Origin of the sequence: Planktothrix sp. FACHB-1365 (assembly GCF_014697575.1) — a bacterium.
Classification (GTDB): Bacteria; Cyanobacteriota; Cyanobacteriia; order Cyanobacteriales; family Microcoleaceae; genus Planktothrix.
Window position 1 is genome coordinate 308,106 of the sequence record NZ_JACJSC010000003.1, and the last position, 23,174, is coordinate 331,279.

Sequence of the window (23,174 nt, forward strand, 5' to 3'; positions counted from 1 at the left end):
TAAGCTTCTCCTGAAGTCAGTAAACCCTATTTAAACCATACTGACAAAAAATTAGGCTTACAGGTTCATTTGTTACTCTTAATACCTTGATGTGAATTGATACTGCATAAGTGATCTAGGGCTAGACATATATTCAATTAACCGTTTTCCAATTCCCACAACCTATTACAGGGATTAACATTTGGGTTAAGTCTGGCTATGAATTCTTCCCCCCTTGGATTTGCATCTTCCTATTGTGCATCGACCTCTGGCACCACCTTAGTGTTTATCGATCCCCGTGTGACAGACTGCGATCGCTTGCTAACAAGTTTAATTCCAAACACTCTAGGAATTCTTCTCAATGGTGATGAAGATGGGGTTGAACAAATCACTACATCCCTCAGCCTTTATGCTGACCGGACACCAATTACTGCGTTGCATTTGGTGAGTCATGGGAGTCCAGGTTGTATCCAACTCGGTAATATCGCGTTAAGTTGGATAACAATCGATTATTATGCTCAACAACTCCAACACTGGAAAAATTATCTTAGTCCTGATGCGTCTTTAATTTTTTATGGTTGTGAAGTTGCAGCACAAAGTCGAGGTGCAGTATTTATTGAAAAGCTGCGGACTTTAACAGGTTTAAATATTATTGCCTCAACTCAAAAAGTCGGAAATCCTCAATGGGGAGGAAGTTGGGAATTTAATATTAATACCAATAATCTGAACACAGCCATCGCCTTTCAACCGCAAATTTTAGCAACCTACTCCGGTATATTAGAAACAGAACGAGTATCGGTTAGTTCAACCGAAATTCAAGGAAATAATGATTCAGGACGATTTTCTAATTCCGATATTTCAGGAGATGGACGTTTTATTGTTTTTGCGTCAAATGCGAATAATTTAGTTGCTGGTGATACCAATAACGCTACCGATATTTTTATTCGTGATCGCGATCCTGATCAAAATGGGATTTTTGATGAAGTTAATAGCGTTACTCGCCGACTTTCTGTTAGTTCTGGCGGAGTTCAGGGAAATGGCACTTCATCTAATCCTAGTCTATCAACTGATGGGCGGTTTGTTGCCTTTACCTCTAGTGCTAATAATCTAGTTACTGGCGATAGCAACAACACTTCAGATGTTTTTGTTTATGACCGTGACGTTGATGAAAATGGAATTTTTGATGAAGGAAATGGCGTCATAACTCGTGTTTCCCTTGGTTCTGGAGGTATTCAAAGTAATGCTATTTCTAGTGAAGCAAAAATTTCTGGTAATGGTCGCTTTGTTACCTTTACCTCAGAAGCAGACAACCTAGTTTTAGGCGATAGCAACGGACTGGCGGATGTTTTTGTTCATGACTTGCAAACAGGTAACACCATCCGTGTTTCCGTTAGTTCAGAGGGCACAGAAAGAAATGAGGGATTTAGTTTTGGCTTAGATAGTGATGATATCGGCGCACCGACTATTTCGGCAGATGGTCGTTTTATTGCTTTCCATTCAAACTCAACAAACCTAGTCGCCGAGGATATTAACCAAGCGACGGATATTTTTCTGCATGACCGTGATCCCGATGAAAATGGGGTATTTGACGAAGGGAACAACACCACCACCCCTGTTTCTGTAGACTCAGAGGGAAATCCCAAAACAGGGAATTCTGTTGATCCTGTCATCTCTGCTGATGGACACTATATCGCGTTTCAATCTCAAGATGAGCAGTCCTTATATTCTATTGCAGATCGCAGTATTTTTGTCTATGACCGACAAACGAAAGTGAGTCAGCGCGTTTCCGTTATAGGAGGAAGAATACCAGAACCCAGTAATTTAGCCGCCGGAACACCTGATATTTCAGGCGATGGACGGTTTATAACCTTTGTGACGTTAGGTAATAACCTAGTTTCTGGAGATACAAATCAAAAACAAGACGTTTTCATCCATGACCGTGACCCCGATGGAAATGGGGTATTTGACGATGGTAACGCAATTACTAATCGAGTTTCCATTAGTTCAACGGGAAATGAAGGAAATAATAGTTCTGAATCTCCAGCTTTATCGGCTAATGGTAATTTTATCACCTTTACTTCCTTTGCCAATAATTTAGTTGCTGGAGATACTAATAACAAAACCGATGTTTTTGTAGCGAATACTCTACCAACCGGAAACCCAAAAATTAGTGTAGTCCGGGGAATTACAGCAACTGAAACTGGAACTCAAAATGGCACGTTTGAAATTCTCCTTGATCAACCTGCACCTGCTGGCGGAATTACCGTTAATTTTAATCTCGCTGGAACTGCCTCTAGTGGGGATGACTATACTGTAATTCAGGGAAATAATGTTACGAATTTAACCGCTAATAGTTTGATTATTCCCGAAGGTGCAACAACCGCAACCTTAGAAATTAATGGCATTGATGATGGCGTTCCTGATGCTAATGAAACCATTCAATTAACCTTACAACCGGGTACAGGATATGATTTGACCAGTTGGAATAATGCTAATTTATTCCTCTGGGAATCTTTAACCGTTGTCAATACAAATGATTCGGGTGCGGGTTCCCTCCGACAAGCTTTAATTGATAGCTATTATTTACCGGGAACCGATACCATTACGTTTAATATTCCCACAACTGATCCGGGTTATAATAGTACAACAAATACATTTACAATTCAACCTGCTTCCAAACTTCCCAACATTGCTGATTCCGTTATTATTGATGGAAAAAGTCAACCCGGATATATTGATAAACCCATTATTGAATTAGATTTTGGTAATGCGGTTACAGTTTCACCCATTGATAGTTCAATTACATCTTCTACAACTTCTGGCTTAACCCTTACCGCAGGCAGTAGTACCATTCAAGGTTTAATTCTTAATAACTCTCAGATTCCTGCTATTCAAATTAGAAATAAAGGGTTAAATTTAATTGAAAATAACTGGATTGGTACGAATGAAACGGGCACAGAATCCGTTCGGGATGATGGCTGGGGAGGCGGAATTTCTATTTTGGACTCTGCGAATAATACCATTAAAGATAACGTCATTTCTAGCAATGCTGTACCTGGAATTGGTAGTGGCGAAGTCAGTATTACTGGGGGAAGTGCGTCTAATAACAAAATTATTGGGAATTTAATTGGTACAGATTATACAGGTACAGTTTTCCTAAGCGATAAAAGTTGGGGTATTACTCTTACTGATGCACCTAATAATATTATCGGTGGAACAACCCCAGAAGAACGCAATATTATTGTTGCTAATTTCGGAATTTTGATGGGTTTATTAGCACCTGGTTCTCATAACGAAGGGGTTGCTAGTGGAAATAAAATTATTGGGAACTATATTGGGACAGATATTACGGGAACTCTTGCATTAGGTCGGACTGGAATTGATGGCAGCTTGGGTTTAGCACTGTTTGATAATTTCAATTATACTGAAGATCTTCCTCCTAATATTATTGGAGGTACAACTGCTGCTGAACGTAACATTATTTCTGGGAATAGTGTTGGTGTCATTTTTCAAAGTTCAAAACCAGCATACAACTTAATTGGTAATTATATTGGAACTGATCCAAGCGGAACAATTGCGATCGCAAATGGAACAGAAACAGACGGCGCTGGTGTTATTATTGGCGGATCTAATCATACAATTGGTGGGAAAAATTCCGGTGAAGGAAATTTAATTTCGGGTAATACCGTTGGTGTTTTAATTTCTGGTGATCCCGGAATTCCTGATGATGTTGCTAATAATAAAATTTTAGGTAATTTAATTGGAACTCAAGCTGATGGTACTTCTCCGTTAGGGAATACTCAACAGGGAATTTTAGTTCAAGGTGCTGGAATTGGTAATATTATTGGGGGAACAGAAACAGGCGCGGGTAATACAATTGCTTTTAATGGCGGAAATGGCATTGAAATCCAAAATACAGATCGTTTTGCCATTTTAAGAAATTCTATTTTTGACAATAATAGTTTAGGCATTGATTTAATTGATGCTGCCAATAATAATCAAGTTGCACCTTCTCTAAGCTCGGCAATTTCTTCCAATGATAAAACCACCGTTAAAGGAATCTTAAATGATATCCCAAACACAACCTTTACCTTAGAATTTTTCTCCAATTCTGTACTTGATTCTTCTGGTAATGGTGAAGGAAAAACTTTTATTTTCGCTACCAATGTCACCACTAATGCTGCCGGGATAGCCAATTTTAATTTAGAACTTCCCGTTGATATATTAGAAGGTCAATTTATTACGGCGACAGCTACCGATCCTAATAATAATACTTCCGAGTTTTCAACAGGGATTGAAGTGTTTCGTGTTGATATTGATATTGTTCCAACTGATGGAAATACAAATATTAGTGAAGATGGCGCTACCGATCAATATAATGTTGTATTAACACGACAACCGACAGCAGATGTTGCGATCGCAATTAATCCCGATAGTCAGTCAACCACCGATGTTTCGACTCTAACATTCACTTCCGCTAATTGGAATATTCCTCAAACCGTTACAATAACTGCGGTAGATGATACAGAGGTTGAAGGTGAACACAGCAGCATAATTCAGCATAGTGTTACAACAACGGATGAAAATTATGCCACGATTTCTATTCCTGCGATCGCAGCTACAATTACAGATAACGATATACCTCAACCTACACCGGAGCCTACACCGGAGCCTACACCGGAGCCTACACCGGAGCCTACACCTACACCGGAGCCTACACCTACACCAACTCCCCAGCCTACACCCATACCAACTCCTCAACCTACACCCATACCAACTCCCCAACCTACACCCACACCAACACCTACACCCACACTGACTCCCCAACCAACGCCGGAGCCTACACCTACACCGGAGCCAACTCCCCAACCAACACCGGAGCCAACTCCCCAACCAACACCCACACCAACTCCCCAACCAACACCCACACTGACTCCCCAACCAACGCCGGAGCCTACACCTCAGCCTACACCTACATCAACTCCTCAACCAACACCCACACTGACTCCCCAACCAACGCCGGAGCCTACACCCACACTAACTCCTCAACCAACGCCGGAGCCTACACCCACACTAACTCCTCAACCAACGCCGGAGCCTACACCCACACTGACTCCTCAACCTACACCCACACTGACTCCTCAACCTACACCCACACTGACTCCCCAACCAACGCCGGAGCCTACACCTCAGCCTACACCTACATCAACTCCTCAACCTACACCCACACTGACTCCCCAACCAACGCCGGAGCCTACACCCACACTAACTCCTCAACCTACACCCACACTAACTCCTCAACCTACACCCACACTGACTCCCCAACCAACGCCGGAGCCTACACCCACACTGACTCCTCAACCAACGCCTACACTGACTCCCCAACCTACAGCAACACCAACTCCTCAACCGACGCTCCAGCCAACACTGACTCCCCAACTAACACTGGAGTCAACTCCCCAACCTACAGCAACACCAACTCCCCAACTAACACTGGAGTCAACTCCCCAACCTACAGCAACACCAACTCCCCAACTAACACTGGAGTCAACTCCTCAACCTACACCTCAGCCTACAGCAACACCAACTCCTCAACCAACGCTCCAGCCAACACTGACTCCCCAACTAACACTGGAGTTAACTCCTCAACCTACACCCACACTGACTCCCCAACCTACACCTACACCAACTCCCCAACCTACACCTACACCAACTCCTCAACTAACACCTACACCAACTCCTCAACTAACACTGGAGTCAACTCCTCAACCTACACCTCAGCCTACAGCAACACCAACTCCTCAACCGACGCTCCAGCCAACACTGACTCCCCAACTAACACCGGAGCCAACTCCTCAACCCACAGCAACACCGCCTATAGAAACTCAAGTTTCTTTAAACTCTGCAATAAGACAACAGAAAGAGTTTGACATTTTTGACCCGACTAAATTTATTATTCCTATCGTTTTCCCCACCTTAAAAACGAACTTGACAAATCCGATATCCCAAACTTCCAGTGATGAACCCGATTATCTTGTGGGAACCTCTAATGCTAATAAAGTCTTTGGTTTAGCCGGAAGCGATTATATTAAAATGGGTGATAGTGATGATTGGATTCATGGAAATCAAGATAGTGATTTTATCGATGCTGGAAGGGGTAACGATACAGTTTTAGGAGGTAAAAATAGTGACCAAATTAACGGCGGTGAGGGTGAGGATAAAATTTTTGGTAATCTAGGAAATGATACGATTTCCGGGGAACTAGGAGATGATTGGCTCAACGGGAATCAAGAGAATGATTGGCTCAACGGTGGAGAGGGAGCCGATCAAGTCTATGGAGGTCAGGGAAATGACCAATTACAAGGGGGTTTGGGAAATGATACCGTCTCTGGGGATCAAGGATCTGACTTAATAGAAGGAAATGAAGGTGATGATCTTTTGGAAGGTGGACTAGATCACGATACACTGTCTGGGAACTCCGGTGATGATAGCCTTTATGGAGGTCAAGGAGATGACTGGCTTGATGGTAATCAGGGAAATGATCTGTTATGGGGAGAAAGCGGAGACGATACCCTAGATGGGGGTGAAGGGAATGATCAACTCAACGGAGGTCAAGGTAATGATGTGCTTGTGGGTGCACAAGGAATAGATAGTTTAACCGGAGGTGAAGGTCGCGATCGCTTTGTCCTTATTCCCGGCTATGGTTCTGATCTGATTACGGATTTTCAACAGGGTCAAGACTTACTGGTTTTGAGCGGAGATTTAACTTTCGAGCAAATTAGCATTATTCCCTCTGCTGACGGGGTAACGATCCAAGTTGGGTTAGAAATTCTGGCTGTTTTACCGGGAGTTAATATAAACTTATTGACGGCTGAGGACTTTGTTTCTTCAGTGATCTAATAAAAAGTGATAATAAGAACTGTGCAGTTTAAGTAGGGATTGTTGTGACCCATCACTACCAAGCTAGAATTTATATTACCCTCCGTCCTTCTGTTCTTGATCCTCAAGGCGTGGCGGTCAAATCTGGCATTCAACATTTGGGATATGACAATGTTGAACAGGTGCGAATTGGTAAATATATAGAAATGACGCTTTCTGCAACCGATGAAGCGGAAGCCAGAACCCAACTTGACCGTATTTGCGATCAATTGTTGGCAAATCCTGTGATTGAAATCTATCGATTTGATCTAACGGAGGTTGCAGCCGTTACAGCTTGATTTTTGAACAGGTGGGTTGATCAAAGATGAGGTGAAATATCTTTTTTTGATCAACTCGTTTCTATTTGTAATTTACTACATAAATTAACTATGAAATTTGGCGTTATTGTTTTTCCGGGTTCTAATTGCGATCGAGATGTGGCTTGGGTAACTCAAGGATTATTGGGACAACCTACCCGCATGATTTGGCATGAAGATACGGATTTATCGGATATTGATGTGGTGGTGATTCCGGGGGGGTTTAGTTATGGAGATTATTTGCGTTGTGGTGCGATCGCAAGGTTTTCAACCGTGATGCGTTCAACAATTGAACACGCCAACCAAGGCAAATTTGTCCTGGGAATTTGTAACGGATTTCAAGTGTTAACCGAAGCGGGATTATTACCCGGTGCGTTAGTCAGAAATCGGGATTTACACTTTATTTGTGAGTCCGTTCCGTTGACGGTGGTTAATAATAATAATCCCTGGATGTCTGAATATCAAGCTGGGGAAGTGATCAATTTACCCATTGCTCATGGAGAAGGGTGTTATTATGCCGATGAAAACACCTTAGCGGAATTAGAAGATCATCACCAAGTTTTATTCCGGTATGGCACAGATAAAACCCCAAAACCCGAAGAAAATCCTAACGGTTCTTTAAATAATATTGCGGGAATTTGTAACCGTCAAGGCAACGTTTTAGGAATGATGCCTCACCCAGAACGTGCCTCTGATCCAATGTTAGGAAATACGGACGGAATTAAGTTGTTTAAAACCTTATTGCATTAGGAATTATGTCCCCTCTCCCCCAACCCCTTTTCAGCAAAGGTGAGGGGGAAATAATTCCCTATTCCCTGTTCCCTGTTCCCTATTCCCTATTTTGAAGCGTTTTTGCACTTTGACCAAAGAGAATTTTTTTGGCTTCATCGGTCATTGTTGCACCTGAAGAATAGGATTTTCCTTTCTCGTAAGCTCGCATCACCGCCGGACGAGATTGAATACGATTAAACCAAGCTTTTAAATGGGGAAAATCATCTAAATTTTGCTGTTGTTGTTCATAAGGGACAATCCAAGGATAACAAGCCATATCTGCAATTGAATAGTCCCCTGCAATATAATCTCGCCCTTCTAATTGACGATTTAAAACCCCATATAAACGATTAGTTTCCTTTACATAACGATCAATGGCATAAGGCAGTTTTTCCGGTGCATATTGGGAAAAATGATGGTTTTGTCCTGCCATTGGCCCTAGTCCTCCCACTTGCCAAAACAGCCATTCTAAAACGGTTTTGCGATCGCGCCAATTTTGAGGGAGAAATTGTCCGGTTTTTTCGGCTAAATAAATTAAAATTGCGCCAGATTCAAAGACAGATAAAGGTTCCCCACCATCAATCGGATTAAAATCAATAATAGCGGGCATTCGGTTATTAGGAGCAATTTTAAGAAATTCTGGTTTGAATTGATCACCAGCCCCAAGATTAATCGGAATAATTTGATAGTCTAATCCGGTTTCTTCCAAAAATATCGGGATTTTGTGACCGTTAGGAGTAGGCCAGTAGTAAAGTTCAATCATGGTTTTTATTAGGAAATATTGTTACAGATGACTGGCGCTTGACTCCAAAAATTTAGAGAGGCGTGAACGCCTCACTACAAAGTTTACAGTTCTTCTTGGAAGTCTTTTAAAATTCTCACCAATTCTTGAATTCCTGAATTAGGAATTAAATTGACAAGGGAGGTGGTTTGTTTTCCTCCGCCTAAATTAACATAAATTTTTTGCAACACTTGTTGAACTTCGCTTTCGGTAAAGTCACCCTTTTCTAAAAGGGGATACAGTTGTTCAGCTAATTGAGTATGTAAATGCGCTTCAGCTAAATACAGATGCCATTTAGCGACATCAATATAGATATTTTCTCCAATTTCAGCCGCTAATTTTTCAATGTTTCTTGTATCTAAAACAGACATCATTAATCTCCTAAATAATTGAGGGTTAACGGTTAACCGTTAACTTGAATGTTATCGATTTGAACTGACAGGAGAATAGTCGGCGATCGCAAAAATATAAAAACCATGAATAGCGATCGCCAATAACCAAACGCCCGTAAATCCAATTAACCAAGACCAATCAGCCGATTGTAAATTATGAAAAAACCATAAACCCGAATTAATCGCTGCAAAAATAGCAACATGGATGGCAAAATTCATCCGATCATCTAAACGACGATAATCAGGATCTTTGCGGTCGGGTTTACGGGGCCAACGAGGAGGCATAGACAGTTAATTCCCAAGCTTTTTCTATTCTATTTTAGGCTGAATGGGGCTTGACTTCTTCTATCTAGTGGTGGTAATCTCCTGATTTTCCCCCCGTTTTACTCAACAGGCGAATAGACTCAATCACAATCGACTTTTCTAAGGCTTTCGCCATGTCATATAAGGTCAACGCCGCCACAGAAACGGCTGTTAACGCTTCCATTTCCACTCCAGTTTCAGCCTTGGTGATCACTTCCGCTTGAATTTGATACCCCGGTAATTCGGGGTCGGGCCAAATTTGAACCTCAATTTTACTTAACGGTAAGGGATGACACAAAGGAATTAACTGGGCCGTTTGTTTGGCCGCCATGATTCCCGCGAGTTTCGCTGTCCCTAAAACGTCTCCTTTGGGGGCGTTTCCCGCTTCAATGGCGGCAAAAGTTGTAGGTAACATTCGCACTTGTCCCCCGGCGATGGCTTGACGACGGGTTGCGACCTTCCCCGACACATCCACCATGCGGGCTTCCCCCGTCTCATCGAGGTGGGTGAGGCGATCAGAAGAATTTTCCAAAAAATTGCTTGCCATTTGGGAAAAATGTGTTAATATAAGAAAGCGGTGAAGAAAACACCCTCGTTCAACAGTGTATATTGTTCCTGGGGTTGTTGTTCTGAACTGGCAAGGGCTTGTAGCTCAGTGGACTAGAGCACGTGGCTACGGACCACGGTGTCGGGGGTTCGAATCCCTCCTAGCCCGTTTAAATATTAATCATTAAAAAAGATAGAGGCAAGATTACCTTGTTTCTATCTTTTTTTATTTTGTGCTAATAACCGTTGGCCTCAACCGCGTTGCTCGTGTTTATGATTAAGGGCTTATATGAAATCTTTAAATGTTGACTACAAATCCCCCCTGTAGAGACGTTGCATGCAACGTCTCTACAGGGGTTTTAGGAGGGATCATCTGTTTTTGAGCAATACAAAATGGGTTTGATTCAAACCAAATATTATTAAAGCGATTTTCAGTTAAAATATAAACTTGAGATCTTGACTCAGTAGGGAATAGCACCTCATGACTCGAACCGCAAAAATTGCTCAAATTATTGAACAGCGTCGTCCTCTCGCAAACCGGATTGAAACTGTAACCCAAAATCTCACCTTTCTGAACGAAGCATTACACCATCTGGAAGAGCAACGCCATCAACTTTTAGAACAGATTGATGAGCCTAATGTAATCAACACTTTGCAATCTCTCAATATAGCGTCGTTTTCTGGGGTGATTGCTAAAGAATTAGAAGCTCTCAAAAAACTACAACGCCGTTTTTCTCGTAATAGCTTGAATATTGGTGTTGTCGGGAGAGCTAGACAAGGAAAAAGTCGGTTATTACAAAGTTTAACAGGGCTCACCAGTGCAGAAATTCCTGATGGTAGTACACAGCATTGTACGGGGGTTAGAAGTACCCTTGATCATGTTCCGAATAGCGAAACTTATGCAGAGGTTAAGTTTCATTCTGAAGCTTCATTTTTAAAAGAAGTGATAGCCCCTTATTATAGAAAGCTGGAATTAGGAATAATACCCCTAACCTTAAGAGAATTTGCTCATCAACCTTTACCGAATTTACCCTCTCAACTGAGTCAATCGGATGAACCTAAAGAAATGACTCAAGCCAAATATGAACACTTAAAACGCTATCATACCCATTTTAATCAATATCATCATCTGCTTAAAATTACTTCGCCTCAACGAATTCCTCGTGAAAGTATTCGAGAATATGTTGCTCAAGATAATGCAGAAGGACAGCAAGTATTCTTTAATTATCTAGCTGTAAAAGAGGTTAAAATCACCTGTACTTTTCCGAATACTGATGTCAGCCAAATCGCCTTAGTTGATATGCCAGGATTAGGAGATACTGGAATCGGTGATGCAGAGCGGATGATTGAAATTTTAGGTCAAGATGTCGATTTTGTTCTTTTCGTTAAACTCCCTAAATCATTGGGTGATTTTTGGGCTGATGTCGATGTACAACTTTATGGTTTAGCAGCAAAAGCTTTAGTGGATTTACCGATTAATTTATGGTCTTTTATGATTTTAAATCGGACTTCAGCAACTTCACAAAATGGAGATAACTTGAGAAACTGCCAAAGCCTTGCAGAAACAATGGCAGGAAAATATATTAATGTGGCTCAAACGATTATAGCAGACTGTTCTAATCCAGAGGAAGTTAATCATCAAATTCTGGATCGAGTTTTGGATTATTTAAGTCATCAAATTAAAACTTTAGATCAACAATATGCTCTAGCTTGTCAAAAGCGTTTATCTATATTACAAAACAGTATTAATACTGAGTTACAAAAAGCATTAACAACGCTAAAAACATCGGTTAATCAGGATAACATTTCAAGAGTATTTCTTCCCAAATTTGATCAATTTTGGGAGGATATCACGAATGGGTTAAAGACGCTGGTTGAAGACTTAAGAAAGAATCGAGATGAAGTTGATATTGATTTCAAAGAACAGGTTGAAGCTGCCATTATGACCTGTAAGCAGGATCATGGGATTCCGACAATAGAAAAAATTGAGATCCTAAATAAGCAGGTACAAGGTTATGGTACTGTTTATGAAAAATACTTAAATGAAGTTAGAGCAAATCTATCTAAACATTTTTTATCTTTGGATGACGGATTAAAGCGATCGCTCAATCGTGTAAAATCACAAGTAGCAGACACTTTAATTAATCTGGAAAATGGAGGATTAGGAGAATTAACGGATGCTAGAGGAGTTGAATTTATTCAAGCGTTAGCAGAAATTATTCCTGAATCAGAAGCACAACTCAAGGCAGGATTTCAACTATTAGCTGACTTTGAACTGTCCTATCGAGGATTTGTACAACATCGGATTCGTCAGCATTTAGATGGTTTAACGCCTAATGAACCCACCACGAAAAAGTTAGGAAACACTCCTGATGCAGAACAGGTTTTAAATTGTTTGAAAACGGCTCATGCAGAAGCAGTTTATAAATGTGATAATGCCTTAGCTGAGTTATTTTGTGAACCCAGTCAAGCTGCATTTGCAATTGTAGAAGAATTTTTAGATCGGATTCTTCGTGCAGCAGGGGTTAAGAATGAATGGTATTACTTTGTTGAAATGCACCAACAGGAAATTTGGCCTTTAGAGTTTAAAGAGTTCAGCGATCGCACTCGTCTTAAAACCCAGTGGAGTCAGATCTTAGAACAAGCTCAAAATGCTAACCAACCCCAAAATTTACAATTCCTCAACTAACCAATTTAGGAGACTTTTATGCAGGAACTCAAAATTGCTATGTTTGGCCCTAGATATGTAGGTAAAACTAGCTTGTTAACATCTATGTATCAGGAAATTAACAAGGCTAATCGTGGGATTAATATTCAATTAATTCCTGATCAGTACACACAAATAACATTAGGAAAACGTTTAGCAGAGTTGGAAAACTTAAGTAAGGATTTTGAGGGCAAAGATGGTATCATTTCAACAGAAGCAGCGGCTGGGCCTCAATCAATACGGTCATTCATTTTTGATCTAGGTCAGAAAGGCACTAAACCGTCTTTGCGACTTCATTTTCAAGACTTTCCAGGTTTTTATTTGCTTTCCTCTGATCAGAAAGAATGGGCCTTTGCTGAAAATATATTAAAAGAGTCTGTAGCGGTAGTGATTGCGATTGATACTCCTGCACTAATGGAAAAAAATTCTCCCAAACTCAAAAGAACTATAAAAGAAAAAAAGTTTGATTTACATGAGTATAGCAATAGGGGACAAGAAGTCACGGATTGGTTCAAAAAAACTTATCAGGATCTCAACAACCCTCGCTTGGTCATCTTGGCTCCTGTAAAATGTGAAAGCTATGTTCAAACCTCTCAAGATGCAGCTAAATTGCTAAAACGAGTTAAAGAGGAATATGCAAATTTGCTTGATCTATTCAGTAGTCCAGCATTAGCTTCTAAAGTTTCTGTGGTTGTAACTCCTGTTCAAACCGTTGGTAACGTATTTTTCTCGCGGGTGGAGTTAATTGATGAAAAGCCTCACTTCCATTTCAGTAAAAGAAGTTATGATGACGATTATAACCCTAAAAATTGTGAACAGCCTCTTAAATATCTGCTACGGTTTGTGTTAAGATTATATGTTCAAAATCAATGGGGTATTTTAAATTTTATTCGAGAGTGGCTACAGCTTGATCAAGAAATGAAAGAAATCATTAGAGAATATGCCAAAGATTGTAAAACGGCTGAAGGGTTTGAAGTCATTCAAGGTAAAAACTTATTAAATATTTAAAGCTAAGGAGTTATTTATGGATATTAGAGAAGTTTATGTTCAAAGTTGTGGGCTTGCCCAAGAACATGATTATTGTTGGGTTAAAGTGACTCAGGAAGGTCAACATATTCGAGAAATTCCGACCATTCTTCAAGAAGCCCATGATAAAAATAAAGGAAGATTAACCGATCAATATGATAGTCATGATCCTTCTCTTGTCTTAGCTGAACATGGTCAAGAAATTTTGTTATTAGTAACTGGATTAAAAGCTAATGAACGGACAGAAATTTACCGTCGTCAAATTCGTAACTCTGTTGCTATTATAGCTTCTCCCAAAGATAAACCAATCTTAGAAGAAATTCTTAATCATATTCAGTGTAATTGGGAGACTTTTCGAGCCAAAATTGATAATGCTGTAACATTTGATGATGATCAAAATTATTATGGATTTAAAGTTGATCGAGATTTAGTTAAGAAATCTATTCAAGAAATTCGGGAAACGCCAATTTCTGATGAGCCAGATCAAAGGATTAATGTTGTTAAATGGCAGCAACCTGGGGAAAAAAAAATGTTAATTCCCATATTAATCGTCGTAATCCTTGTGTTAATCCTGGTTATAACGATGATAGCAGTTCAGAAACCCGAACCGAAAAACCCTCCGAACCCAAACTCCCCAACGGAGAAATTACAGGAAGAGCAAATAAAGCAGCCCCTAACAATACCGGAATCAATTCAGGAGAATTAAATCCCAACACCAACACCACAGGATCAGTTAGTAACAAAGAGCATGAAACTGACCCCTTAAAAAGTTTATTCCAAGTGGGACAAATCATTTCTACAGGAATTGACATTCTCAAAGACTTACCCGATGAGCAGCAACAAGAATTAATTCGTATTGTTAACTTTCTTCGCAAGTGCAAAACCGAAGAACTAACAGAAAAAGAAACAGAAAAAGAACAGGCAATTATGAAAGATTACCAGCAACTCATTAATAAAATTAAGGAGTTTTAAATATTGGGGAGTATGTCAAGGTTGCGGAGGAGTTAGAGGGTGGTAATAGAGTTGATTTACCAACAGATATTAATATAATTGCCTTGAGTTGGTTTTTGAATTGAAGCGATCGCCCAAAAATTACAAGCGCACCGAGAAACCGGGTTTCTGCGATCGCTTTTTCTGAATAACAGAAATATAGCGGAAGAAACCCGGTTTCTGAGATCGCTTTTTCTGTAAAATCAAAATCCCCCACCCGAAGGTAGGGGATCTTTTTAATTACCTATCAAACGAGGATTCAGTTAACGTTACATCAACCAAACTTACCCGCAGTCGAGGCAATTAGGAAGGCTGCGTAGGTAATGATATAGCCAACCGTGAAGTGAGCTAAACCAACCACACGAGCTTGAACGATAGACAGAGCAACCGGTTTATCTTTCCAACGAACTAAGTTCGCCAGAGGAGTGCGCTCATGTGCCCAGACAATCGTTTCGATTAACTCTTGCCAGTAACCCCGCCAAGAGATCAGGAACATAAATCCAGTTGCCCAAACCAGGTGTCCTAATAAGAACATCCAAGACCAGACCGACAGGTTATTCGTTCCGTAGGGGTTGTAGCCGTTAATTAACTGAGCCGAGTTCAGCCACAGATAGTCACGGAACCAGCCCATCAGGTAGGTAGAGGATTCGTTGAACTGAGCAACGTTTCCTTGCCAAACGCCCAGATGCTTCCAGTGCCAGTAGAAGGTTGTCCAACCAATGGTATTCAGCATCCAGAACATCGAGAGGTAGAAAGAGTCCCAAGCAGAGATGTCGCAAGTACCGCCACGGCCAGGGCCATCACAAGGGAAGGCATAGCCGAAGTCTTTCTTGTCGGGCATTAGCTTAGAGCCACGAGCATCCAACGCACCTTTGACCAAAATCAGGGTGGTGGTGTGCAGACCCAGAGCGATCGCATGGTGAACTAAGAAGTCCCCAGGGCCAATCGTCAGGAATAAGGAGTTGCTACCCGAGTTGATAGCTTCTAACCAACCGGGCAACCAAACGTTACCGTAGTTGGGCCAAGCGGTGCTGGCGATGCTTTCAGGGTTCGACAGCAACACATCCATTGCATAGAGTGCTTTACCATGAGTCGCTTGAATGAATTGAGCAAAAACCGGTTCAATCAGAATTTGCTTTTCAGGAGTTCCAAAAGCAACCACAACATCGTTATGGACATATAAGCCCAGAGTGTGGAAACCGAGGAACAGAGACACCCAGCTTAAGTGAGAGATGAGGGCCTCTTTGTGCTGTAACATCCGATCCAACACATTGCCTTTGTTTTGTTCGGAATCATAGTCGCGCACCAGGAAGATTGCCCCGTGAGCGAAAGCTCCGACCATTAAGAACCCAGCAATATATTGGTGGTGGGTATACAGCGCCGCCATCGTGGTGTAATCCTTAGCGATGAAGGCGTAGGGGGGCATTGCATACATATGCTGTGCCACCACAGAGGTGATCACACCCAGCGCCGCCAGAGCAAATGCTAACTGGAAGTGCAGAGAGTTGTTCATGGTGTCGTACAACCCTTGGTGTGGCAGGTTGAACGGCCCTTCATTTTTGAACCCGAACAGAGGATCTTTGGAATTCATCATTTCTTTGATGCTATGACCAATTCCAAAGTTTGTCCGGTACATATGGCCCGCAATGATGAACAACACTGCGATCGCCAGATGGTGGTGAGCCATATCCGTCAACCAGAGAGACTCGGTTTGAGGATGGAAGCCACCTAAGAAGGTCAGGATTGCGGTTCCAGAACCTGTAGAGGTTCCGAAAACGTGACTGGCTGTATCCGGGTTCTGGGCATATACACCCCAGTTGCCTGTGAAGAAGGGAGCCAGACCAGCCGGGTGGGGCAGAGTGCTGAGGAAATTATCCCAACCCACGTGCTGTCCGCGAGATTCAGGAATGGCAACGTGAACCAAGTGACCTGTCCAAGCCAGGGAACTAACCCCGAACAGACCTGCCAAGTGGTGGTTCAAACGAGATTCAGCATTCTTGAACCAGGACAAACTGGGACGATACTTGGGTTGAAGGTGGAGCCAACCTGCGAACAGGAAGATAGCAGCCAAAATCAACAGGAAGATAGACCCTTGATACAGGTCACCATTTGAGCGCATCCCGATGGTGTACCACCAGTGATACACCCCAGAGTAAGAGATATCAACGGGGTTAGAAGCACCCGCTTGGGTAAAGGCTTCTACCGCCGGTTTGCCAAATTGGGGATCCCAAATGGCGTGAGCAATGGGGCGAATATTTAAAGGATCTTTGACCCATTGTTCAAAATTACCTTGCCAAGCGACATGGAATAGGCTGCCTGAAGTCCAGAGGAAGATGATAGCGAGATGACCGAAGTGGGAGGCAAAAATCTTTTGGTAAAGATTTTCCTCTGTCATGCCATCATGGGTCTCGAAATCATGGGCTGTGGCAATCCCATACCAAATCCGACGTGTTGTCGGGTCTTGGGCCAAGTCCTGGCTAAATTTGGGGAATTTAGTTGCCATAAGTCCTAACTAAATCGTGTTCTTTTCTATTCCGCTTCAGGGGGAAGAAGAAAGCCGATTAAGCCTTCTTCCGCCCCTGAGCAGAGAGTTTTCATCCTACTGAAATAATTCGGGCTAGGAAGAATGCCCAGGTTGTAGCAATTCCCCCTAAGAGGTAGTGAGCTACACCAACCGCACGACCTTGAGTAATACTCAGAGCGCGAGGTTGAATTGCAGGGGCTACTTTCAGCTTATTATGAGCCCAAACAATAGACTCAATCAATTCTTGCCAGTAGCCACGGCCACTGAACAGGAACATTAAGCTGAACGCCCAGACGAAGTGGGCACCCAAGAACAACAGACCGTAGGCAGAAAGGGCTGACCCATAGGAAGTGATCACCTGAGCAGCTTGCGCCCACAGGAAATCACGCAGCCATCCATTAATCGTAATGGCGCTTTGGGCAAAGTTGCCATTGGTGATGTGAGAAATAGTGCCGTCCGCACCAACTGTTCCCCACACATCGGATTGCATCTTCCAGCTAAAGTGGAAAATCACGATGGAGAGAGAGTTGTACATCCAGAACAGACCGAGGAAAACGTGATCCCAGCCAGAAACTTGGCAAGTACCACCCCGACCCGGGCCGTCGCAGGGGAAGCGGAAACCTAATTCACTCTTATCGGGAATCAGGCGAGAGCTACGGGCGTAGAGAACGCCTTTAAGCAGAATTAAAACCGTAACGTGAATCGTGAAGGCATGGATATGGTGAACCATGAAGTCCGCCGTACCTAACACGATGGGCATCATTGCCACTTTGCCACCGACGGCAACGACACCGCCGCCGAACACTGGACTTACACTTGCTAAAGCATGGGGAGCCGTGCTACCGGGTGCTAAAGCGTGAATGTGTTGAATCCATTGGGCAAACACAGGTTGGAGTTGAATGCCTGTATCGGAGAACATATCTTGGGGACGACCAAACGCCCGCATGGTGTCGTTATGGACGTACAAGCCGAAGCTATGGAAGCCCAAGAAGATACAGACCCAGTTCAGGTGGGAGATAATTGCATCGCGGTGACGAAGCACACGATCGAGCAAGTTGTTAACATTGTTGGCCGGAACGTAATCGCGCACCATAAAGATGGCAGCGTGAGCGCCCGCACCCACAATCAGGAAGCCACCAATCCACACATGATGCGTGAACAGAGACAACTGCGTGGGGTAATCCGTCGCAATGTAAGGATAGGGAGGCATTGAGTACATGTGGTGAGCCACAATGATGCTCAAAGAACCCATCAATGCGAGGTTAATCGCCAACTGAGCGTGCCAAGAGGTGGTCAGGATTTCGTAGAGTCCTTTATGGCCTTCTCCAGTGAAGGGGCCTTTATGGGCTTCTAACATTTCCTTCATGCTGTGACCAATGCCCCAGTTTGTCCGGTACATATGGCCCGCAATGATGAACAAAACTGCGATCGCCAGGTGATGGTGTACCGTGTCGGTTAACCACAGACCGCCTGTTTGGGGGTTCAATCCGCCTTTGAAGGTTAAGAAGTCAGAGTAGACTCCCCAATTCAAGGTAAAGAACGGAGTTAAACCTTGTTTAAAGCTGGGATACAGTTCTGCCATCAGGTTGGGGTTGAGGATGAATTCATGGGGTAAAGGAATATCCTTCACCGCCACTCCCGCATCCAGCAACTTGTTCGCGGGTAAAGACACATGAATTTGGTGTCCTGCCCATCCCAAGGAACCCAGACCTAACAATCCAGCCAGGTGATGGTTCATCATTGACTCCGCATTCTGGAACCATTCCAGTTTGGGAGCGCGTTTGTGGTAGTGGAACCAACCTGCAAACAGCATTAAACCGGCCATCACCAGCGCACCAATGGCGGTGCAGTACAACTGGTAGGAGTTTGTGAAACCGGAAGACCGCCACATTTGGAATAATCCAGAGGTAATCTGAATTCCGTGGAAGCCACCGCCCACATCACCGTTTAAAATTTCTTGGCCGAAAATTGGCCATACAACTTGAGCGCTGGGCTTAATCCCCGTAGGGTTAGCCAGCCAAGCTTCGTAGTTTGAAAACTTAGCGCCGTGGAAGTAGGCGCCACTTAACCAGATAAAGATCACGGCTAAATGGCCGAAATGGGCGCTAAAGATTTTACGCGAAATATCTTCTAAATCGCTGGTATGACTATCGAAGTCGTGAGCGTCGGCGTGGAGGTTCCAAATCCAAGTGGTTGTACTTGGCCCTTTGGCTAAGTCACGGCGGAAATGTCCAGGTTTAGACCATCTTTCAAAAGAGGTAGGAACCGGATCTTCGCTAACCGTAACTTTTACTTTTGCCTCACGCTCTGGAGGACTGATTGTCATTTAGACTCTCCTCGACCTGTGACAAAAAATAAGTAACGTTGCAGATTTTGACAGAAGTTATACCCCTTTTTCAAAATCCTTCACAAAAGTTAGCGTTTCGTACAATTGTTTCATAGATAAATTTCTATGAGACGATTTATTCAGGTTTATGCCTGAACCTAAGACCAACCTTTGTTCGGGGGCAACAAGACACCCTTGTAGTTGCCATAAGGCTTTTTTATGTTTATTTCAACAGCAACGCCCAACCCAAAGCCTTACATAGTAAGGGCTTCCCGGGGCAGTCGCTGTTGTCTTTAAATGATATATCATCTTTCTCAATCTGGGGGGAATGACTTGGTAACAATAATTAAAATTCACTCAGATTCTCTGACGATCATCAATTTAGCGTTCACAAGGGTTTAAAAAAGTCAAACTATTCTTGATAAATGTTACAAAACTTAAAATTTCTCCGACGGTCAAATTTTAGGGTACGGTAGCAGAGGATAGTGAACAGCAACCTGTGATTCCTTCAGTGATCAAAGTTACAAAATGTTGCTGATGTTTCACAAATTTAGAAACATCATCTTCCAGAATTCCTCAAGGAACTGCAAATCGCCATGAACCCCCAGAACTGACGGATCAAGGTTGACTGCCATTGGCCGATCATTCTCAATGGAAGAGTTATGGACAAAACTGGATTAGGGTTTCTTCACAGGATTAACCTGTTAAAGCTTCTGCTTCAGGGGTGGATAACAATCAAAACCCCACTCACGGCCTTATTAGCGGTATTAATAATAGGAACAATGGTTGGATGTGGTAATTCTGCGGTTGCGCCCCAGAGTTCTCCACCCCTGAGCGTGACCCAATCCACCGAACCCATTGGCGATGTTTCTCCACCCAAACTGATCCAAAAACTTCATCAAGTTCTCGATAGTTACCAGCCTCAAGTCAGTATTCTCAACCCCAAACCCGATGGGATTATCGAAGACGATACGATTAATCTGCAACTTCAGGTTCAAGGTTTACCCCTGTTCAAAGACCCGAAATCCGGTTTAGGGCCCCATTTACAGGTACTCCTTGATAACCAACCGAATATTGATGTTTACGATATTTCTACCCCCATCACTTTCTCTAACTTAGACCCCGGAACCCATACCCTGCGGGTCTTTGCCACCTATCCTTGGAACGAAAGTTATAAAAATGAAGGGTCTTTTGCTCAAACCACCTTTCATATCTTTACAAAAACCGAGCCCAATTATCCTAACCCGGATCTTCCCTTACTCACCTATAATCGCCCCCAAGGAGAATATGGGGCAGAACCAATTTTACTCGATTTTTATCTTAGCAATGCTCCTCTGCATCTGGTCGCCCAAGAAGACCCCACAGATGAAATTGTAGATTGGAAAATTCGGATTACCATTAACGGTGAAAGCTTCACCACTAACCAATGGAAACCCTTATATTTAAAAGGATTTAAACCGGGTAAAAACTGGGTACAAATTGAATATCTGGATGAAAATGGCAACCTTGTTGACAACGTTTTTAATAAAACAGCCCGTGTTATTAATTATAATCCCCAAGTAAATAATACCCTTTCCCAACTGATTCAAGGAAAATTATCCTGGGTAGACGTTAAGGGAATGGTGAATCCCAATGCAAACCAAGAAGATGTAATAGAACCCTCTGAACCGGAAGAAATTCCCTATATAGAACCTATTTCTGAACCGGAAGAAATTGCTCCACCTGTTGAAGAACCTATTTCTGAATCTCAAGATTCTATTCCAGAAATAGAAGAGATTTCTCCTGCTATAGAAGAAACACCTTCTCAAATAGAAAATTCTATTCCAGAAATAGAAGAAACTTCTCCTGCTATAGAAGAAACACCTTCTCAAATAGAAAATTCTATTCCAGAAATAGAAGAGATTTCTCCTGCTATAGAAGAAACACCTTCTCAAATAGAAAATTCTATTCCAGAAATAGAAGAGATTCCATCGGAAATCATAGAACCTGAACAACTTCCTATAGAACCTGTGGTATCCCCAACCCAGACGGAAGAAATCACACCTAAACCTGCAAAGACTCAAGCAGATATTCCTTCTCAACCCTTAGTTTCTCCTGAACCTCAACCTAACAAATTCAGTAAATTTTTAAGTCGTTTTCGTCTTCCTTTCTTAAATCCCATTTCAGTAAAATCTAACCCTCCGACTCCGCCAACAACTTTACCCGAAATTGTTGATCAAGTTCCCATTCCAGAACCCGTTACCGAACTACAACCAGGAGAAACCCCTAACCTAATTCAAGATTCAACCCTTCCAGTTGATTCTGAAACAGAAGTTTCTCAACCTGAATCAACTGTTGAATCTGAAATGATTCCAGAATAAAGCCTTCGGATTTCACTGATTTCTATTAACCTAAAACCTGGTTTTTGTGTAAATTATGCTAATCGGTGAAATCCTTTTAATTTGTTTAAATCTGCATTTTTATTAACATAAATTCATCTTGCGTTATGGTTTACAATCCTAAATTTATTCCTGAACAAAAATCCTATACTTGGCAAGGATATCAATGTTCCTATGAATATTATCCTGCTATTAACTCAATTAATAATAATGAATTGGCTTTATTATTAATTCATCCGATAGGTGTAGGATTGTCTGGAGATTTTTGGCATCGATTCTGCCAAGAAGGGCGAAAACAAGGGTTAAATCAGGCTATTTATAACCCAGATTTAATCGGTTGCGGTCATTCTCAAATGCCAAGGTTAGCCTATTATCCTGAAGATTGGGCAGAACAAGTTAATTATTTTTTACATAATATTATTCAAAAACCTGTTATTATCTTAGTACAAGGCGCATTATTACCCGTTGCGATCGCCCTTACCCAACTTCAAAAGAAGTCTAATTCTAACTTAATCAAAGGATTAATTTTATCTGGCCCTCCCGCATGGCGAGTGATGACCGAACCTGGTTCAGAACAACAACAAAAACTCACCTGGAACCTATTTTTTGATTCCCCCATCGGTAATTTATTTTGGCTCTATGCCCGTCGTCGTCAGTTTATCGAATCTTTCTCCATTCGTCAACTCTTTGCGAAAGCAGAAGATGTTGATCAAAATTGGTTAGACTTGTTAGAACAAGGAGCAAAAAATGATAATAGTCGTTATGCAGTTTATTCATTTTTAGCCGGATTTTGGAGAAAAAATTATACGGATATCATGGCAGAAATTTCGATTCCTACCTTAGCCATTTTTGGAACCACCGCATCCAGTATTAGTCGCAGTGGTTTTTCAGAAACCCCAGAACAACGGTGTCAACTTTATGAAACAGGTTGGAAAAATTGTCAATCAGCTATCATTCCAGGGCGTAATGTTTTACCCTACGAATCAACAGCAGAATTTGTTGAAGTGGTTGCAAAATTCATCAATCACCCGTAGGGTGCGTAAGCAAAGCGCACGCACCATCTATTGTTTATAAAAACCACTACAAAAACTAAGAAATAGAAAAATAGTAGGATTTTTAGTTTTTGTTGGTTTCTGTTAAGGAATAAAAAATCGGGATTTCATCATATAAGAAATAGAAAAATAGTAGGATTTTTAGTTTTTGTTATAGCGCTACG

General features: G+C 42.0%; 15 protein-coding genes and 1 tRNA gene. 10 read left to right on the forward strand and 6 right to left on the reverse strand.

All coding sequences use genetic code 11. The features are described 5' to 3' along the window. Window positions 1-198 precede the first annotated feature (198 nt). The 3 genes from H6G57_RS07230 to purQ all read left to right on the forward strand — a co-directional run bounded on the left by H6G57_RS07230 (window position 199) and on the right by purQ (window position 7,964). The gene (locus tag H6G57_RS07230; protein ID WP_190517208.1) at window positions 199-6,879 is read left to right on the forward strand and encodes a DUF4347 domain-containing protein; all 6,681 of its coding nucleotides are present in this window, start codon (window positions 199-201) and stop codon (window positions 6,877-6,879) included. Between the two features lie 44 nt (window positions 6,880-6,923). Beyond that, complete coding sequence (gene purS, locus H6G57_RS07235) at window positions 6,924-7,196, forward strand: phosphoribosylformylglycinamidine synthase subunit PurS (RefSeq protein WP_190517210.1); 273 nt, start codon at window positions 6,924-6,926, stop codon at window positions 7,194-7,196. A 90-nt stretch (window positions 7,197-7,286) separates the two neighbouring features. Next, complete coding sequence (gene purQ / locus H6G57_RS07240) at window positions 7,287-7,964, forward strand: phosphoribosylformylglycinamidine synthase subunit PurQ (protein WP_190517212.1); 678 nt, start codon at window positions 7,287-7,289, stop codon at window positions 7,962-7,964. Window positions 7,965-8,043: 79 nt separating this feature from the next. Here purQ and H6G57_RS07245 read toward each other — a convergent pair whose 3' ends face one another. The 4 genes from H6G57_RS07245 to moaC all read right to left on the reverse strand — a co-directional run bounded on the left by H6G57_RS07245 (window position 8,044) and on the right by moaC (window position 10,008). Further along, complete coding sequence (locus H6G57_RS07245) at window positions 8,044-8,748, reverse strand: glutathione binding-like protein (protein ID WP_190517214.1); 705 nt, start codon at window positions 8,746-8,748, stop codon at window positions 8,044-8,046. Between the two features lie 83 nt (window positions 8,749-8,831). Further along, complete coding sequence (locus H6G57_RS07250) at window positions 8,832-9,140, reverse strand: DUF3181 family protein (RefSeq protein WP_190517215.1); 309 nt, start codon at window positions 9,138-9,140, stop codon at window positions 8,832-8,834. 48 nt (window positions 9,141-9,188) lie between these two features. After that, entirely contained in the window at window positions 9,189-9,443 is a 255-nt protein-coding gene (locus H6G57_RS07255; RefSeq protein WP_190517217.1) for a 2TM domain-containing protein, read from the reverse strand. A gap of 64 nt (window positions 9,444-9,507) precedes the next feature. Then, on the reverse strand, window positions 9,508-10,008 hold the full coding sequence (gene moaC, locus H6G57_RS07260) for a cyclic pyranopterin monophosphate synthase MoaC (RefSeq protein ID WP_190517218.1): 501 nt from the start codon (window positions 10,006-10,008) through the stop codon (window positions 9,508-9,510). Between the two features lie 94 nt (window positions 10,009-10,102). On the opposite strand from moaC, the gene H6G57_RS07265 reads away from it, so the two are divergent. From H6G57_RS07265 to H6G57_RS07285, 5 genes are all read left to right on the forward strand, one after another. After that, window positions 10,103-10,176, forward strand: a tRNA-Arg gene (locus H6G57_RS07265). A gap of 312 nt (window positions 10,177-10,488) precedes the next feature. Continuing rightward, on the forward strand, window positions 10,489-12,696 hold the full coding sequence (locus H6G57_RS07270; protein ID WP_190517220.1) for a hypothetical protein: 2,208 nt from the start codon (window positions 10,489-10,491) through the stop codon (window positions 12,694-12,696). Between the two features lie 18 nt (window positions 12,697-12,714). After that, window positions 12,715-13,722: a hypothetical protein gene (locus tag H6G57_RS07275; protein ID WP_190517222.1), complete on the forward strand. Its 1,008-nt coding sequence runs from the start codon at window positions 12,715-12,717 to the stop codon at window positions 13,720-13,722. A gap of 16 nt (window positions 13,723-13,738) precedes the next feature. Beyond that, complete coding sequence (locus H6G57_RS07280) at window positions 13,739-14,446, forward strand: hypothetical protein (RefSeq protein ID WP_190517223.1); 708 nt, start codon at window positions 13,739-13,741, stop codon at window positions 14,444-14,446. A 74-nt stretch (window positions 14,447-14,520) separates the two neighbouring features. Continuing rightward, on the forward strand, window positions 14,521-14,712 hold the full coding sequence (locus H6G57_RS07285) for a hypothetical protein (protein ID WP_190517225.1): 192 nt from the start codon (window positions 14,521-14,523) through the stop codon (window positions 14,710-14,712). Window positions 14,713-15,004: 292 nt separating this feature from the next. Here the strand turns inward: H6G57_RS07285 and psaB are convergent, their stop codons facing one another. Continuing rightward, window positions 15,005-17,233 (reverse strand): photosystem I core protein PsaB, encoded by a 2,229-nt coding sequence (gene psaB, locus H6G57_RS07290; RefSeq protein WP_190517227.1) that lies wholly within the window; start codon window positions 17,231-17,233, stop codon window positions 15,005-15,007. 91 nt (window positions 17,234-17,324) lie between these two features. Continuing rightward, window positions 17,325-19,580 (reverse strand): photosystem I core protein PsaA, encoded by a 2,256-nt coding sequence (gene psaA / locus H6G57_RS07295; protein ID WP_190517228.1) that lies wholly within the window; start codon window positions 19,578-19,580, stop codon window positions 17,325-17,327. 662 nt (window positions 19,581-20,242) lie between these two features. Between psaA and H6G57_RS07300 the strand changes: the two genes are divergently transcribed. Together H6G57_RS07300 and H6G57_RS07305 are read left to right on the forward strand one after the other, a co-directional pair. Then, a complete protein-coding gene (locus H6G57_RS07300) occupies window positions 20,243-21,940 on the forward strand; it encodes a hypothetical protein (RefSeq protein WP_190517230.1) in 1,698 nt (565 codons plus the stop codon). 125 nt (window positions 21,941-22,065) lie between these two features. Then, the gene (locus H6G57_RS07305; RefSeq protein ID WP_190517232.1) at window positions 22,066-22,992 is read left to right on the forward strand and encodes an alpha/beta fold hydrolase; all 927 of its coding nucleotides are present in this window, start codon (window positions 22,066-22,068) and stop codon (window positions 22,990-22,992) included. The last annotated feature ends 182 nt before the right edge of the window (window positions 22,993-23,174 follow it).